This is a genomic window from Egibacteraceae bacterium (assembly GCA_035540635.1).
Lineage (GTDB): Bacteria > Actinomycetota > Nitriliruptoria > Euzebyales > Egibacteraceae > DATLGH01.
In genome coordinates, this window is the sequence record DATLGH010000021.1 from 73,656 (window position 1) to 90,218 (window position 16,563).

Annotated in this window: 11 protein-coding genes; 5 read left to right on the forward strand and 6 right to left on the reverse strand. The window is 74.0% G+C overall.

The window, feature by feature from the left end:
* Nucleotides 1-38: 38 nt before the first annotated feature.
* Nucleotides 39-2,816, reverse strand: coding sequence for an Ig-like domain-containing protein (locus VM324_04140; protein ID HVL98463.1), 2,778 nt, complete (start codon nucleotides 2,814-2,816; stop codon nucleotides 39-41).
* A gap of 435 nt (nucleotides 2,817-3,251) precedes the next feature.
* Here VM324_04140 and VM324_04145 point away from each other — a divergent pair, with 435 nt between their 5' ends.
* The 3 genes from VM324_04145 (at nucleotide 3,252) to VM324_04155 (ending at nucleotide 8,315) form a co-directional block, all read left to right on the forward strand.
* On the forward strand, nucleotides 3,252-5,195 hold the full coding sequence (locus VM324_04145; GenBank protein ID HVL98464.1) for a SpoIID/LytB domain-containing protein: 1,944 nt from the start codon (nucleotides 3,252-3,254) through the stop codon (nucleotides 5,193-5,195).
* A 44-nt stretch (nucleotides 5,196-5,239) separates the two neighbouring features.
* Complete coding sequence (locus VM324_04150) at nucleotides 5,240-6,325, forward strand: UDP-N-acetylglucosamine 2-epimerase (protein ID HVL98465.1); 1,086 nt, start codon at nucleotides 5,240-5,242, stop codon at nucleotides 6,323-6,325.
* 109 nt (nucleotides 6,326-6,434) lie between these two features.
* Nucleotides 6,435-8,315, forward strand: coding sequence for a SpoIID/LytB domain-containing protein (locus VM324_04155; GenBank protein ID HVL98466.1), 1,881 nt, complete (start codon nucleotides 6,435-6,437; stop codon nucleotides 8,313-8,315).
* 8 nt (nucleotides 8,316-8,323) lie between these two features.
* Here VM324_04155 and VM324_04160 read toward each other — a convergent pair whose 3' ends face one another.
* The 5 genes from VM324_04160 to aspS form a co-directional block, all read right to left on the reverse strand.
* Nucleotides 8,324-9,643, reverse strand: a complete 1,320-nt coding sequence (locus VM324_04160) for a cell wall-binding repeat-containing protein (GenBank protein HVL98467.1) — start codon at nucleotides 9,641-9,643, stop codon at nucleotides 8,324-8,326.
* Between the two features lie 152 nt (nucleotides 9,644-9,795).
* Nucleotides 9,796-10,728, reverse strand: coding sequence for a lysylphosphatidylglycerol synthase domain-containing protein (locus VM324_04165; GenBank protein ID HVL98468.1), 933 nt, complete (start codon nucleotides 10,726-10,728; stop codon nucleotides 9,796-9,798).
* Nucleotides 10,725-11,816, reverse strand: a complete 1,092-nt coding sequence (locus tag VM324_04170; GenBank protein ID HVL98469.1) for a polysaccharide pyruvyl transferase family protein — start codon at nucleotides 11,814-11,816, stop codon at nucleotides 10,725-10,727. The genes VM324_04165 and VM324_04170 overlap by 4 nt, the downstream gene beginning before the upstream one ends.
* Nucleotides 11,817-11,844: 28 nt before the next feature.
* The gene (locus VM324_04175) at nucleotides 11,845-12,651 is read right to left on the reverse strand and encodes a transglycosylase SLT domain-containing protein (protein ID HVL98470.1); all 807 of its coding nucleotides are present in this window, start codon (nucleotides 12,649-12,651) and stop codon (nucleotides 11,845-11,847) included.
* Between the two features lie 37 nt (nucleotides 12,652-12,688).
* Entirely contained in the window at nucleotides 12,689-14,500 is a 1,812-nt protein-coding gene (gene aspS, locus VM324_04180; GenBank protein HVL98471.1) for an aspartate--tRNA ligase, read from the reverse strand.
* A 182-nt stretch (nucleotides 14,501-14,682) separates the two neighbouring features.
* On the opposite strand from aspS, the gene VM324_04185 reads away from it, so the two are divergent.
* Both VM324_04185 and VM324_04190 read left to right on the forward strand, forming a co-directional pair.
* Nucleotides 14,683-15,645: a type IV toxin-antitoxin system AbiEi family antitoxin domain-containing protein gene (locus tag VM324_04185; GenBank protein HVL98472.1), complete on the forward strand. Its 963-nt coding sequence runs from the start codon at nucleotides 14,683-14,685 to the stop codon at nucleotides 15,643-15,645.
* A 58-nt stretch (nucleotides 15,646-15,703) separates the two neighbouring features.
* Nucleotides 15,704-16,507: a UbiA family prenyltransferase gene (locus tag VM324_04190; GenBank protein ID HVL98473.1), complete on the forward strand. Its 804-nt coding sequence runs from the start codon at nucleotides 15,704-15,706 to the stop codon at nucleotides 16,505-16,507.
* Nucleotides 16,508-16,563 lie beyond the last annotated feature (56 nt).

Genomic DNA, 16,563 nt, shown 5'->3' on the forward strand with positions numbered 1-16,563 from the left:
CCTCGGCTCTCCTCAGTGGAGAGCGGCGCTGCTCGCGGTTAGCTGCGAACTGCCGTGGCCGCACCCTCCGTGTGCGTGGGCGCCGTACCGGCTGCGACGATGCCCGGCTGGGTGGAGCCGAGCACCGACGTCTGCACCTGCGCGTTCGTGAAGCAGTTCTGCAACCGGATGGTCCGGTTGGCGTCCTGCATCGTACGCGTGCAGACCGCCCCGGCGGGCGCGCCCGGCGCGAGAGCACCCTCGGCGACCGGGACGAAGATGACGCCCTCCTGGTTGACGAGGAACAGCGAGGCGGTGGGCACAGCCGTGGCGTCCTGGTCGAACTGGTACTCCACGCGGTTGTTGCCGAGCTCGTCGATCGTCGCGGTCACCCCGACGAGGTCGGGAATCGCGGTGCGCCCGGCGACCGCCACGATGTTCTGCAGCGCCACCTCGTCACGCACGTTGATTGCACCCGGCGCACCAGCGCCGACCTGCGTCACCGCACCCGGCTCGACGCTCGCACCGACGGCCTGGGCCACAGTGCCAACGGCGAAGGTGCAGTCGACGACCGCGGTGTCCGCAATTGAGCGGGTGCACGTCGTCGCGCTGACCTCGCCGTCACCTTCCGGCGCAAGGCCCGGTGTACCTGGTGCACCGATCGGGTTGGCCGTCGGCGTGCTCGGCTGCCCTGCGACGGCGACGAGGTTCGCGTTGCCGGCCGAGGTGTAGACCCGGAACCGGTTCGCGACCACGGTGAACTGCTCGACAGCCGTGTCGAACCGGTAGGACACCTGGTTCGGGCCGGTCACCGTCGCGTTGACGAGGTCGGGCGTGCGGGTGCCGCCCGCCGTCACGTCATGCGCCTGCAGGACGTTCGTCCGGCGCTCGGCAACGGCGGTCTGGTTGCTCGTCACCGCACCCGGGTCGACCGCTCCGCGCCGCACGGCGTCGGTCGGCAGGAAGACCGGCGGGGCGAACGCGACCGTGACCGTCCGCGCGTCTGCGGAGATCGCCGTCACGGCACCGCCCTGCCATTCCACGCCGTCGGAGTCGATGAGGTAGAAGCGCTGCTCATCGATGTCGCCGAAGCCGCCGGCGACGTTGAGCACCGGCTGGTCGAAGCGGAAGTCGGCCACGACGAGGCCGCCGACCACACGGATGTTGCCGACGGTCTCGAGGTCCGGCGCGGCCGTGCGCCCCGCGAGCTGCTCAGGCGCGCGCAGCGGCGCGTCCTGCGGGTAGGCGAAGCGACCCTGCGGGTCCTGGACCGCACCAGCGCGGACGGTGGCACGCACCGCCGTCCCGACGATGCCCGTGCCGAACTGGGCGATCACCGACTGGTTGTCGGGCCGGATCTGCACGGCCGTCGGCCGGAAGACCTGCCCGGCGGCGTTGTAGACCTGGAACAACGCCGGGTCCGGTGCGGCACCGGTGATGTTCGCGTCGAACTGGTAGATCACCGTGTTCGCCGTGGGGTTCGCCGTGGCGCTGATGAGGTCAGGGCCGTTCGTGCGCTGACGTGCGGCCTCGGTGACGGTGAAGTTGACCGTCTGCGTCTGGACCGTCCCGTCGGTGTACCGGATGGTGAACACCAGCGGGCACGCACCGGCTGCCTGCCCGGCGGGGATGTTCAAGGTGAACCGCCCCTCCGCATCAAGGTTGACCTGCTCGTTCTGGAAGCCGCATCCGGTCACGACGATCGACTGGATCGCACCCGGGTTGTCTACCCGGCCGGTGATGACGCCGCCCTGCGGCGCGGTCGCCTGGTCGAGGGTGATCGGGCCGGTGACTGCCGGCGGCGTGCAGCGGACCGACGCCGTCGCCTGGAGCTGCTGGCCGTCCGGGGGCGCCGGGCTCGTCGCGGTCACCGTGACCGTCTCGGGCGCCGTCGCGGTGAGCTGGAACTGCGCCTGGCCGGCAGGGCTCGTCAGAGCGGTCGCCGTCTGCGGTGTCGCCGGGCCCGTGACCGTGAAGTTCACGGTCCTGTTCTGGACTCCCTGACCGGCCTGGGTGATGGTCGCCGTCACCGTCGTCGGCTGGCCGACCACGCACTGGCCGATCGTCACCGCCATGGTGGGGGCGCCGGGCGGGCGGGGACCGTCCGTGAGGATGAAGTTCAGCAGGCGCACCACGAAGGAGGCCATCTGGTCACGTCGGGTCTCCAGGCGCGGCTGGTAGAGGCCGCCGCCGGTGCCGAGCGCGATGCGGTTCTCGGCGGCGGCATTGACCTTGCGGAAGTGGACGTTGCCCGCGGGCACGTCGGTGAACTGCTGGGTGGTCGAGTCGAACGCGTTGACGTTGTTCTGAAGGGCGAAGCCAGCCGCGCGCATGAGGAAGGAGGCCATCTGGTCACGCCGCGTGCGGAGCTCGGGCCCGTACTGGTTGGTCGAGCGGCCGACGGGGCCGCCCTCGACGATGCCGGCTGCCGCGAGGCGGTTGATGTTGTCCGCGTGCACGTTGGTGGCAGGCACGTCGGTGAAGGTGTTGGGGTTGCCCGCCGGAAGGTCGACGCCGGCCGCGTCGAGCGTCAGGGCGATGAACGAGGCCATCTGGTCACGACGGACCTGCAGACGGGGCCGGTAGGTGTTGTCGGCGAACCCGCGGACGATGCCGAAGTGCGCCGCGCAGTCGACGTTCGCGCGGTGTACCTGGGGGATGTTGCCGCGGTCGGTGAATCCCGCCGCCGGCGCGTTCTCCGGGCAAGCGTTGAGTGGGTCCGCAGGCGGCTCTTGCGCGCCGGCCGTCTGGGGCAGCAAGGCGAACGCAACCGCCATTGCTCCCAGTACGGCCAGGAAGCGCAGAGCAGACCCGCTGAAGCGGTCCGTCACTGTCATGAAAGGGCCTCCTAAGCCAAAGGTGTGCTGCTGTGCCCGACTTCAACGCCAGTCGGCGGCGCGACGCACACGGGGCGCGTCGTTGCTAGGACGTTCCAACCAGCGTCGTGCGTGCGGGTTCCGGAGGAAAAACCTCCGGCATGTCGGTCCAATGGTCAGGCGCGACGTGCGCTCGACCCACCGCGGTACGGACGCGTACTACCGACGTCGTTCGCTCACGTGGGACCCGACACCATGGATCGGGCAGGGGGCACCCTAACCCGGATCGTGGCTCTACGCCAAGTATCCCCTACGGGGCGCAGCCGGACATCTGGACAAGGGGTCTCGGGGGACCAGGGCATCCCCCGCGGCCACCGGCCCGTGGGGAGGCCTCCCGATCGCGGACGGGACGTACACTGCGCCGGATCAGAAGGCTCCCGCTCAAGGATCCCCTGCGTGACACCTTTCGCCAGCCGGCGTGCGCTGACCGCACTGACCGTCCTTCTCGCGCTCGTCGCCGTCCCGCCGGCGACGGCGCAGCCCGACCTGGTGCGCGACGTCGTCGAGGGCCTCCTGCCCGCCGACGCCGACGCGGTCGCGCCGGCGAGGGTGCCGGGCCGCACCCCGAACGTGACCATGCGGGGTTCCGGCTGGGGCCACAGCGTGGGCATGAGCCAGTACGGCGCGCGCGCGCAGGCGCAGGCCGGCCGCAGCGTCGGGCAGATCCTGACCCACTACTATCCCGGCGTCACCGTCGGTACAGGGGGCTCGCTCGACCCCTCCAGCGAGACGCGGGTCGAGCTGTTCGAGAGCCGCGTCGACGGCGAGGGCGCCCGGCACGTGCGCCTGGCCGCCCGGGGCCGCAACGGGGCCGCCGGCCCCTCGACGGCGGCGACGGTGCGTCTCGGGGACGACCGTGGGGTGCGCGCCCTGCCGCCGCCGGAGCAGGCCTGGACCCTGACCCACGACGGCGCCGCGTACGTCCTCCACGACGCGGCGGGCGCCCCGATCGAGCGGGGGCCGGGACCGGTCCAGCTCGCCGTCGCGCCGCCCGGCGGCCCGAACCCGGGGCTGCTCTGCCTGCCGCAGCTGGGGTGCAGCTCCGGCTCCCCGCTGGGCGCCTACCAGTGGGGCTACGTGGCCGTCACCTGGGACGGCGCCGCCCAGCGCATGCGGCCGATCCTGCACCTGCCGCTGGAGCTCTACCTGCGCGGCCTCGCCGAGATGCCCTCCAGCTGGGAGATGGCCGCCTTGCAGGCACAGGCGATCGCCGGGCGCACCTACGCGAGCCGCCGGGTCCGCAGGGGCGGCGCCTGGCACCTCGACGCGACACCGCGCACACAGGCTTACGCGGGCTGGGCGAAGGAGGGCGGCCCGGACGGCAGCCGCTGGGTCCAGGCCGTCGACTCGACCGCGCGCCAGGTCGTCACCTACGGGGGCAGCCTCGCGGAGACCTCCTACTCCTCGTCGCACGGCGGCCGCACCGAGAACGTCCAGGACTCCTGGGCCTTCAACCAGTCGACGAGCACGTTCCCGTACCTGCGCAGCGTCGACGACCCGTGGTCGCTCGGCGGCGGCAACCCCTACGCGGCCTGGACGGCCACGGTGAGCAACAGCGAGCTCGTGCGGGTCGTCCGCGACGAGACCGGCGTGGAGCACATCGCGAGCGTCGCCGTGCGCGACCGCACCGAGGGCGGCACCCCCCGGACGCTGGCGGTCCACGGCTGGACCGCCTCCGGCGAGCGCGTCGTGCGCACGTTCACCGGCGAGAAGAACGCCGGAGCGACGCTGCGGATGCGCTGGCCCTCCCGCGACGGCCAGCCGTTCGTCCGCAGCCAGCAGATCCGGTCGCTCAGCGTCTCGCCCTTCGCGGACGACGACGGCTCACCCCACGAGTTCAACATCTGGGTCATCGCCGAACGCGGGGTCACGCAGGGCTGTGACGCCGCCGATCCCCCGCGCTACTGCCCCACCGCCCACGTCACCCGCGCGCAGATGGCCACGTTCCTGGCCCGCGCGCTGGGCCTGCGCGTGGACGCCAACGAGCCCGACCGGTTCCGCGACATCGCCGGCAACCCCCACCGCGCGGCGATCAACGCGATCGCCCGTGAGGGCATCAGCGGCGGCTGCAACGCCGACGGCACGCTGTTCTGCGCCCGCAACGGCGTCACCCGTGACCAGATGGCCTCGTTCCTGTCCCGCGGGTTCAACCTGCCCGGCGCCGGCGACCAGGGGTTCACCGACGTGCCCGCGAGCTCCCCGCACCGCGACGCCATCAACCGCGTGGCCGCCCGGGGCATCACCGCCGGCTGCGCGGCGAACCGCTTCTGCCCCCGCAACGTCGTCACCCGGGGGCAGATGGCCTCCTTCCTCGCCCGCGGTCTCGGCGAGGGCTGGTAGGCCTCGCCCGATCAGCGGGTGCCTGCGGTTAGGCTTGTCGCACCGTGAAGCGCATCCACGTCTTCCTTGGCACGAAGGCCCAATACATCAAGACCGCACCCTTGCTGCGGCTGATGGACGACCAGGGCGTGGACTACCGGCTGATCGACTCGGGCCAGCACGCGCGCCTGTCGGTGACGATGCGCGCCGACCTCGGCGTGCGCCACCCCGACTACGTCCTCGGGGGCAAGGAGGACGTCGACACCATCGGTCACGCACTCCTCTGGTCGGGGCGGCTCACGACGCGGCTGCGTTCCCCCGCACGGCTGCGCGCAGAGGTGTTCGGCGGCGCCGGCGGGGTGTGCGTTGTCCACGGCGACACACCGTCGACGCTGCTCGCCGCCCTCATGGCGCGCCGGGCCGGGTTGCAGGTGGCCCATCTCGAGGCGGGGCTGCGCAGCCACAGCCTGCTCAACCCGTTCCCGGAGGAGCTCATCCGGCTGTGGGTGATGCGCCTGTCGCAGCTGTTGTTCGCGCCCGACCGGGCCGCGCTCGCCAACCTGCGGTCGATGCGGCTGCGCGGCCGGGTGATCCCCCTCGGCGGCAACACCGTCATCGAGGCGCTGCGCCACGGGCTGCGCGCGGTCAGCCCGCCCGGGTCGGGACCGGTCGTCGTGACGATGCACCGCGTCGAGAACCTCCGCAACCGGCGGCGTGTCGACGGGATGATCCGCCTCGTCCTGCGGATCGCCGAGAGCCACCCGGTACGGTTCGTCCTGCACGGCCCCACCGTCCAGACCCTCGCACGGACCGGCGGGGACCAGCTGCTGCGGGAAGCCGGTGTGGAGCTCAGCCCCCTGCTCCCCCACTTCGTGTTCACCCGCCTGCTCCACACCGCGCCGTTCGTCATCACCGACGGCGGGTCGATCCAGGAGGAGTGCGCGCTGCTCGGCGTGCCGACCCTTCTCTGGCGGCTGCGCTCGGAACGCCCCGACGGCCTCGGCGGCAACGTCGTGCTGTCCCACTACGAGCCCGCCGTCGTCGACGCGTTCCTCGCCGACCCGGGGCGCTACCGCCGCGACGCCTTCACGCCGGACCTCACCCCGTCGAAGGAGATCCTCGACACGCTCCTCGCCGCGGTCGACGGCTGAAGGGCGGCGCCTTGCGGCCGACGGGCCGCCCGCTAGCCTGAACGGGGCGCGATCGCTGTCTCACCGACGGCGGGCGACGGCTCGCCCTCGCCGGGCGGAAGGGTCTCTCGTGGCTGCGTTCATGGTCGCGGTGCGCGGCTTGTGTGGTGGGCTGCTCGCGGCCGCGCTGGCCGTGGCGTTGCTCGCCGGACCGGCCGGCGGGCAGGACGCCGCCCGTCCGGCACCCCCTTTCACGCTGCACGGCAGCGGCGAGGGGCACAGCGTCGGGCTGAGCCAGTGGGGCGCACGGGCGCTCGCCCTCGCGGGTCGCAACCACGTGGGAATCCTCCAGCACTTCTACACCGACGTCCAGATCGCCCCGCAGACCGCCACCGCGACGACCGAGCCCCTGCGCGTCGGGCTCTTCCACGCCAACGCCCGGGTCAGTGACCCGACGGTGCTGCGGCTGACCGCGCTCGGGGGCTCCGACGGCGGGGTCGACGTCGCGCTCGCCGCCGAGGCTGGCCCGGCGCGGGTGGCGGCCGGCCAGACCTGGACGCTCGTCCACGACCCCGGTGTGGCCATCCTGCGACCGCCGGGCTTCGCGTTGCAGGACGCGGGCGGCAGGACCGTCGCTCGTGGCCCGGGCCCGGTGACGGTGCGCTACCCCACCGGCGGCGCCCCCGCGCTGCGGCTGCCGCAGATCGCCGGGAGCGACACCCCGGCGGACGGCGCCGTCAACCGCGGGGTCGTGACGGTCACCCGTGACGAGGCCAGCGGGCGGCTGGATCCGCTGCTCGCCCTGCCGCTGGAGGAGTACCTCCTCGGCGTCGACGAGATGCCCGCCGGGTGGGGCCTCGAGGCGTTACGGGCCCAGGCGGTCGTTTCCCGCACCGTCGCGGCCCAGCGCCTGGCGGCGGGGCCTCGCGGGGAGTGCGGCTGCCACGTGGGGCTCACGCCACCCGACCAGAGCTACGCCGGCTACGCGCGGGAGGCCGACCCGCAGGCCGGCGCCTGGAGGGAGGCGGTCACCTCCACGACGGGGCAGGCGGTGACGGCCGGCGGGCAGCTCGTCGATGCCGTCTATGCGCGCTCCCACGGCGGCCGCAGCGAGAACATGGAGGAGTCGTGGGCCTTCGGCGGCCGGTCGCTGCCGCACCTGCGGAGCGTCACGGACCCGTGGGTCAGCGACCCCCGGCTCGCGGGAACGAACCCCCAGGCGGCGTGGAGCCACGAGCTTCCCCACGCCGTGCTCGCCGACCTCGTGGGGCTGGTGACGGTCACCGAGGTCGACGTCGCCGCGCGCACCATCGGCGGGACACCCCTGGCGCTTTCGGTGTCCGGCTGGGCGGCCGACGGCCGGCGGGTGGTCGACCGGCGCTTCCAGGGCAGCACCGTGCGGGTCGCGGGAGCAGAGGTCTTCCTGGCCCTGCGCAACGCCGGCGCGCCGCCGCCGTCCCAGCAGGTGGGGGTCATCGGCTTCACCGCGTTCCCCGACGTGGCGTCAAGCTCGCCGCACGCCTACAACGTGGCCGCCATCGCCGAGCGGCGCGTCACGACCGGCCGCGCCGACGGCACCTACGACCCCCGCGCCGGAGTCCGTCGCGACCAGATGGCGACGTTCATCGCCCGTGCGCTGAACCTGCCGCTCGACCCGCAGGCGCCCGACCGCTTCGACGACGTGCCTCGCGGCTCGGCGCACCGCGACGCCGTCAATGCCGTCGCCGCGGCGGGGATCGCCCAGGGCGTCGCCCCGCGGCGCTATGCGCCGGGCGCGACCGTCACCCGCGACCAGATGGCCACGTTCATCGCGCGCGCGTTCGACCTCGGCGAGAGCAACCAGGACCGCTTCGCCGACACCCGCGGGTCGGTGCACCGCACCCGCATCAACGCCGTGGCAGCCCGCGGCGTCACCGCCGGCTGCTCCCCCGACCGCTACTGCCCCCGTCTCGCGGTCACCCGCGACCAGATGGCGAGCTTCCTCGCCCGCGCGCTCGGCTTCGGCTGGTAGCCGGCGCGTCACTCGCGCTCACGCTCACCTCGAGAAGGCATTGCCCTCGACCCCTCGGCGGGCTGATCGGCCGGCTGGTAGCGCGGCTCGTCCGTCCACCTCACCGGCCACGCGGGGTGCTCCGCACCGGCGAACTCGAGCACGATGCGGTCGAAGCCGGTGTGGGCGGACGCGTGGACGTCGACGAGATCGGTGAAGTCGCCGACGGCCTGGCGCTCGGCGAGACCCGATGAGCCGACCGGCTGGCGGCAGCTTCGCGCCGCCTCGACCGCGGCCCGCAGCGTAGCGGGGCGGATCGCTGCGTCCCCACCGAGGGCGCGGACCACGTCGATGTCGGGGCAGCTGCGGGCGAGCCACGTCGAGGTGGGCTGGCCGAGGACCGCCGGGCTCTGCGTGAGCAGGATGGGGGCGCCGGCGGTTGCGCCGTGGATGCTCGCGGCCAGCGCGTCGGGGAAGTCGTCACCGCGGGCGAGCAGGACAAGGGCGGGCGAGAAGCCGAACTGCAGCACGGCCCGGTCGGCCAGGAGCGCCGCCGTGCCCATCCGGTGCGCCCCAGCGACGCGCTCAACGGCAAAGCCGAGGTCGCGGTAGTGCCGCTCGACGGCTGGTGACACGGCCGCCGTTCCTCCGACGAGCACGATGCGATCGATGTGGAGCAGGTCGAGGGCGTGGTCCACCTCCGCGTCGGCGCGGTGCGGTGGGGTCAGCACGAGCGGCAGTTGGGCCGCGGCGGCGATGGGTCCGACAGCGAGCGCGTCGGGGAAGTTGGCGCCGCTCGCCATCACCGCGGTGCGGTGACCGTCCACGGTGCCGAGGTTGTCGCCCATGCCGAGGCCATAGAACTTCGCCACCTCGGCGGAGGTCGCGTAGCGGTCGGTGCCGGCGATCCGGCGATTCTCGTAGCCGCGCGCGTCAAGCTGCTCCTGGATGGCAGGTGACAGCACCGCCTCACCTCCCACGAGGCGGACGCGCTCGACGCCGAGCTCCTCGAGGGCGTCCCACGTGATCGCGCCGACGTCGTCGCGCGACGCGGGCATGAGGATCGGGCCGTCGACCACGCCGGCGGCATAGGAGGCGGCCAGGGCGTCGGGGTAGTCGCCACCGAAGACGAGATGGGCCACGTCGGCCCGGTCGAAGGTCAGCGTCGCGATGTTCACGGCGGTCTCGACGCGGTTCTGCCCATCGACGCGGGCCGGCGTGACGTCGTCCCCGTCTCCTTGCTGAGCGGCGGCCGGTACGGCGAGCAACGCGAATGCCAGTGCGAGGGCGCCGAACAGCGCCAATGCCCTCCCGACCAGGACCCGTTGAGAGGAGATGGTTGTTTCCATGTAGGGACGCACCCTTTCCTTCATGTTGATTGCAGCGGTAGACCCGACCCGCGCCGCAACGCGGCGCCTGCACGGTCGCGCGGAGGCGCGAACCGGGCTCGACGAAAGCCTTACCGGTCTCCCGGGGGGTGAAAACATCGGCCCGGAAGCGGTCAGTGGCCGTGGTCGGCCGCCTTCGCCGGAGCGCCGGCTGCCCGGCGCGTCGTCGCGTTGCGCAGGTGCGCCGCGGCGAAGGCGAGGGCGTCGCGGACGGCCATGAGCGCCCGGTAGCCGGCGACGATGACCGCCACCCCCGCCACGGCGTCGCGGGTGAGCAGCGCGGCGACCGTGACCTCGAAGACGCCGGCGCCTTGGGGCGCGAACGGCGCGAGGAACCCGACCCCCCACGCGAGCATGAAGGAGCCGGCGACCTCGAGGGGCGAGCCGACCGCCACGCCGGGGAATGCGGCGAGGTAGACGCTGAACGTCATCGCCGAGTACGACCAGAAGACCGCCATCCAGGCCAGCAGTCGGAGGTGACGCCGCCACGACAGCCACGGCGCGCTGCCGCCCCGCCAGCGGGCCACGCGCCGCAGCAGGGCGTTCACGACCGGGGGGGACGCGAGCAGTGCGAGCGTCACGCATGCGGCGGCGACCTGCCATCCGGCCGCGGGCACCCGGCCACTCGCGAGGAGCAACGCCGAACCCAGGGCGATGACGACGACGATGGACAGCGCCGACTCGAGCACCGCAACGGCTCCCACCGCGCGCTTCGTCGCGCCGGCGCGGTGCAGCAGCCCGGCCCGCCCGAGGGCGTACCACACGCTGCCCGGCAGGTAGCGCGCCGGGACGGAGCGGGCGGTCGCGTCGACCACCGTCGACCAGCGCTGGCGTTCCCCGAGCGCCGCGAGCGCGCTCGCCCAGAACGCCGCGTTCACGCCGAGCTGACCGATGCCGAGCAGTAGCGCGACGACGAGCATGCCGGGACGCGCACCGGAGGCGAGGCGGGCGAGGTCGTCGCGCCGCGACCACACGAGCCATACGACGACCGCGACGAGCGCGACCACGTAGAGGCCCCGGGCCAGGCCGAGCACCCGGCGGCTCACGAGGGCACCCGCCCGCCGCCGCCCGTAGCGAGGAGCTCGTCGAGGACCGCGTCGTTGCCGCGCTCACGTGCCCGCAGCCGCTCCCGGGCCTCGACGACGGCGTCGGCGTGCCGCATGACGCCACCGAGCGCGCCGGCGACGCCCGTCATGCCCTCCGCACTCCATGGGAGCAATGCACCCCCGGGACCGAGCTCGCCGGCGAGCGCGTCGACCTTCGGCGCGTAGCCGACGAGCACGCAGGGCCGCCCGCCGAGCACCGCCCCGATACCGCCGTGGTAGCGCATGGCGACGACCGCCCGGGAGCGGGCGACCTCCACGAGCACGCCGGCGAGCGAAGGGGACGCGGTGGTCGCCGGCGTGCGCATGCGCTCGGCGACGCGGCGGTGGAAGGCGTCGTCGCGGTCGGCCTGGAGGGCGACGAGGTGCACGGGCAGGCCGGTCGCGCTCGCAGCCTCGTCGAGGCCGCGCGCGGCGGCGTGGACGACCGCGGGCGGCGTGGTGTCCGCGCGCAGCCCCGCCGGCACCCGCTTGCGCCCGGCAGACCAGGGGCGCAGGCACGCCACGAGCCGATCGGCCGGCTGCACCGGCGGAGGGTCCAGCGCGAGCGCGAGGTCGGCGCTCACCCGCACCCCCTCGACGCCGACCTCGCCGAGCAGCCGTGCCGAGGCGGTGTCGCGGGCGCTGACCGCCACTGCGCTACGCAGCCCTCGCCGCACGAGCGCACGCCCGAGACGGGTGTCGAGGCGACCCGCCCCGACACCGACGACCGCGAAGGGCGTGTGCCGCCGCCGCGCGACCTGGAGCCGGGACAGGTGGTAGGGCAGGTTCAGCAGGCTCGTCTCGTCCTGCAGCAGCCCCCCACCACCGAAGACCACGGCGTCGGCCTCGCCGACCGCGTGGACGAGGCCGCCGAGGTCACGATGGTCGAGCGCCTGCACCCCATGGGTGGCGGCGGTTCCCCGTGGGTCGACGGAGAGCGCGGCGACCGCCACGCCCCGGGCGACGAGCTTGCGACGAAGGCCTGCGAACACCAGCTCGTCGCCGAGGTTCGTGGAGCCCACCCAGGCGGCAACCAGGACCCGTGTCACCGGCTGAGCGTAGCGGTGGGCCGGCGGCTCACCGCTCGGCGCGGGCCTGCGTGAAGCGCTCCTGTGCGGCGAGGACGTCGGCGACGTAGCGCCGGGTCACGGGCAGCCAGCCGCGCCGGCGGACGGACGCCGGTCCCTGGTGATAGGCCGCGAGGGCCGCCCGCAGGTCACCGTGGTGGCGGTCGAGCAGCACCGCGAGGTACGCCGCGCCCGCGGTGACGTTGTCGCCGACGTCGTGGAGGTCGAGAGGGCGGCCGAGCTGGTGCGCCATCGTCTCGCCGGTGCGGGGGCGCACCTGCATGATCCCGATCGCCCCCTGGGAGGACACGACGCGTTGCATCCAGCGCGACTCGACCCACGCGAGGCCCTGCACGAGGGCGACGTCGAGCCCGAACGTCATGGCGGCGTCGGTGAGCAGGTGCTCGACGGCGAGGCGGGCCGCGGCGACGTCCTCGGGGGTGGTGAGCTCGAGCGGGTCGTCGCCCGGGATGACCAGCCGCTGTCCCGGTCGCAGGGGGTCGACCATCGTCACCGCGTTCGCCCGGGCGAGCGAGCCGGCGCTCACCGCGTAGCGCTCGGCGACGCGGTGCAGCGTGTCGCCCGGCGCGACGGTGTGGGTTGACGGGAGCACCGCCGTGCGATCGGGACGGGCGCGGTCCAGGCGCGGCCGCGGAGCCGGCTCCCGCGCCGCCGCCGCGTCGGCGGACGTCGTCCCGGACGTCAGGTCCCCGAGCGTGTGGCCACCGGTCGTCGCGCGGTCGGTGGCGGGCACGGACACGGCGAGCACGACGGCGACGAACCCGCCCGCAAGGGCGCCGGGGCGGGCCCGGCTCACGACGGGTGGGAAAGAGGGAGGTCCATCGCCAAAGGGCCTACCGCCTGCGCGCGGGCAGCAAACGCAGCCCCAGGTCGGCGAGGAGGTCGGGGTCGGCAACGCTCGGCGCCTCGGTCATGGGATCGCTGCCCGACTGGGTCTTCGGGAACGCGATCACGTCACGAAGGCTCCCCGCGCCGGCCATGAGCATCGCGATGCGGTCGAGGCCGAACGCGATGCCGCCGTGCGGCGGCGCCCCGTAGGACAGCGCGTCGAGGAGGAACCCGAACTTCTCCTCCGCCTCGTCCTCGTCGATGCCGAGCAGCCGGAACACCCGTTGCTGGACGTCACGGCGGTGGATGCGGATCGAACCGCCGCCGAGCTCCGAGCCGTTCAGCGCGAGGTCGTAGGCGCGGCTCCTCGCCTCGCCGGGGGCGTCCTCGAGGCGATCGAGGGACGCGTCGTCGGGGGCTGTGAAAGGGTGGTGGGTGGAGTCCCAACGCCCCTCGTCCGCGCTCCACTCGAACAGCGGCCAGCCGGTCACCCACACGAACTCCCAATGGCCTTCGGGGACGAGGCCGCGGGCGCGCGCGAGGGCGACCCGCAGGGCCCCCATGAGCTCCTGCGTGAACCGAGTCGCCCCGGCGCCGAAGAAGACCGCGTCGCCCGGGTCGGACTTCGTCGCGGCGAGGAGCCCGGCAACCTCGTCGTCGCTCATGAATTTCGCGAGCGGGCTGCGCAGCCCACCGCTGTCCTCGACGACACCCCAGGCGAGCCCGGCGGCACCCCTGCCCTTCGCGAACTCCACCCACTCGTCGAACTCGCGGCGCGTGAGGGCACCGCCGCCGGGCAGGCGCACCGCGATGACCGACCCGCCGGCGCCCAGGGCGCCCTTGAAGATGCCCACCTCGGTGGCGGCGAAGACCTCGCCGAGGTCGACGAGCTCGAGGTCGAAGCGCGTGTCGGGCGCGTCGGTGCCGTAGCGCGCCATCGCCTCGGTGAACGACAGCCGCGGGAAGGGGGTCACGAGGTCGACGTCGAGGAGCTCGGACCACAGCGTCGTCATGAGCTCCTCGACGAGGGTGAACAGGTCCTGCTCGTCGACGAAGCTCGCCTCGACGTCGAGCTGGGTGAACTCCGGCTGGCGGTCCGCGCGCAGGTCCTCGTCCCGGAAGCAGCGGGCGATCTGGTAGTAGCGCTCGAGGCCCGCGACCATGAGCAGCTGCTTGAACAGCTGCGGTGACTGGGGCAGCGCGTAGACCTTCCCGGGCTGAAGCCGGGACGGCACGAGGAAGTCGCGGGCACCCTCTGGTGTCGAGCGGGTGAGTATCGGGGTCTCCACGTCGACGAACCCGTGAGCCTCCATGACCCGGCGGATGATCCGGGTGATGTCGCTGCGCAGGCGGATCGCGCGCGCCACCCCCGGCCGGCGCAGGTCGAGGTAGCGGTAGCGCAGCCGGAGGTTCTCGTCGACCTGGTCCCGCCCGCCTGCGGTTGCCCGGTCGGTGCGCTCCTCGAGGGGGAACGGGGGGGTCTCGGACTCGGCGAGGACGTCGAGGCTCGAGGCGGCCACCTCGATCTCCCCGGTGTCGAGGTTGGGGTTGACCATGCCCCCGGGGCGGGCGCGGACGGTGCCCGTCACGCGGATGACGTACTCGCTGCGGACGCCGTGCGCCGCCTCGAGCGCCTCCGACGCGGTCGGGTCGGCGACGACCTGCACGACGCCCGAGCGGTCGCGCAGGTCGATGAACGCCACGCCCCCGTGGTCGCGGCGGCGGGCGGCCCAGCCCGCGAGCGTCACCTGGGCGCCCTCGTCGCCGGGGCGCAGGGTGCCGGCACCGTGGGTGCGCAGGGATCCGTAGGGCCTCACGTCGGCGAAGGCTAGTGGGTTCGTCGCCAGGTTGTCGCATCGGGGCCGGCTGGTTCCGAGCCGCCACGGGGTGTCGGGACTGCGTCATCTCCGGGGTGACGCAGTCCCGACACCCGCCCGTTCCGTCCACAGCTTGGGATGCACGCGGCCCGCGACCTCCGGGAAACCGGTTCACTGCCGTCATGGCCCGCGACCCCCTCGCCCTGCTCGCCCGGTTCACCGCCGGGCAGTACGGTCACGTGACCGTCCGCCAGGCCGCCACAGCAGGCGTCACGCGCCAGGACCTCCACCGGTTGACGCGCCGGGGGCTGCTCGTGCGGGCGCACCCCCGCGTGTACCGGGTGGCGTTCGTCCCCGTGACCCGCGAGGGCCGGGCGATGGCGGCCGTCCTCTCCGCCGGTCCGAAGGCCGTCCTGTCGTTCTCCTGGGCCGCCTGGCTGCACGGCGTCGACCGGGTGCCGCTCACGCGGGAGCCGGAGGTGACCCTTCCTGGCCGTCTCGCCCCCGAGCTGCCGGGGGTGACGGCCCACAGCACCCGCCTGCTCGAGCGCTGCGACATCACCACGGTCCGGGGCATCCCGGTGACGAGCGGCGCGCGCACGTCCGTGGACCTCGCCGACGACCGGTTGCGCGACACGGAGATCATGGCCCTGACCGACGACCTGATCTGCCGGAAAGCCACGACGCGGGCCTGGCAGCACCGGCGAGCGTGCGCGCTCGCGGCGGGACGCGCCGGCGTGGGGGTGATCGCGCGCATCACCCGCCCCGGCGCCGAGGACGAGTTCTGGTCCTGGCTCGAGCGCCGCTTCGACCGTGACGTCGTGCGCGCGTACGGGCTCCCGCGACCCGCGTACAACGTGGCGCTCCACGACGAGCGCGGGCGCATCGGGATCGCCGACGCCTGCTGGGCGGGGCCCCGCGACGTCGTCGTCGAGCTCGACGGGCTGCGCTTCCATCGCTTGACGGCCGACCGCCGTCGCGACAGCCACAAGAGCAACCGCTACGCGGTCAGCGGGCGCATCCCGCAGCGGTTCACCTACACCGACGTCGTCAGCGACCCGGCAGCGGTCGCGGCGCAACTGCGCCACGCGCTTCGCGCGGCCGGCCACCCCGCCGGTGTCGGGACTGCGTCATCTGTGAGTTGACGCAGTCCCGACACCCACCTCTCCTGCGCGGGCGGGGTGGCGTGGGAGACTCGCCGCGATGTACCACTACCTGCGGGCCGGCCACCTCGAGCCGACCCTCGCGGTGACGGCGGTGACCTGCCTGCTCGCCTTCGGTGCGGGGCGGTCGGCGGGGGGCGTTGCGTGGGTCGCCGCAGCGGTCCTCGCGGGTCAGCTCTCCGTCGCCTGGGCCAACGACTGGCTCGACCACGAGCGTGACCGCGCGGCGGGGCGCACCGACAAACCGGCGGCGACCGGGGCGCTGGCCGCCACGAAGCTGCGGGACGCGGCGCTCATGGCGCTGGGCGCCTGCGCCCTGCTGTCGCTCGCGAGCGGGGTGCGCGCGGCCGCGGTGCACCTGCTCGCCGTCGGCGCGGGTTGGGCGTACAACCTGGGCCTGAAGCGCACCGCGGCCAGCGTCGTGCCCTACGCGCTGGCCTTCGCGCTCCTGCCGGTCTTCGTCTGGCTCGGCCTCGGCGGTGCGCGGCTCCCCCCGTGGTGGGCGGTCGTGGCCGCGAGCCTGCTCGGATCGGCCGGGCACTTCACCCAGGCGCTCGCCGACCTCGACGCCGACGCGCGCACCGGCGTGCGGGGTCTGCCACAGCGGCTGGGCCCGCGCGGCTCGGTGCTCGCGACCGCGGGGCTGCTCGGCGCGGGGGCTGCGGTGATCGCCGCCGGCCGGGCGCCGCTCGGTGCCGTGCCCGCCGCCGCGGTCGCCGCGAGCCTCGCGCTCGTTGCCGGGCTGCTCGCCGCAGGCCTGCGCGGGCGCACCCACCTCGCCCTCCACCTCACGATCGCGGCGGCCGGCGCCGTGCTCGTCGCCTTCCTCGCCCGAGTGCCCTGACCGCCCCGCCCGTGACGATCGCAGCATCGGTCGCAGGGTCATGTGACCTTTGCTGC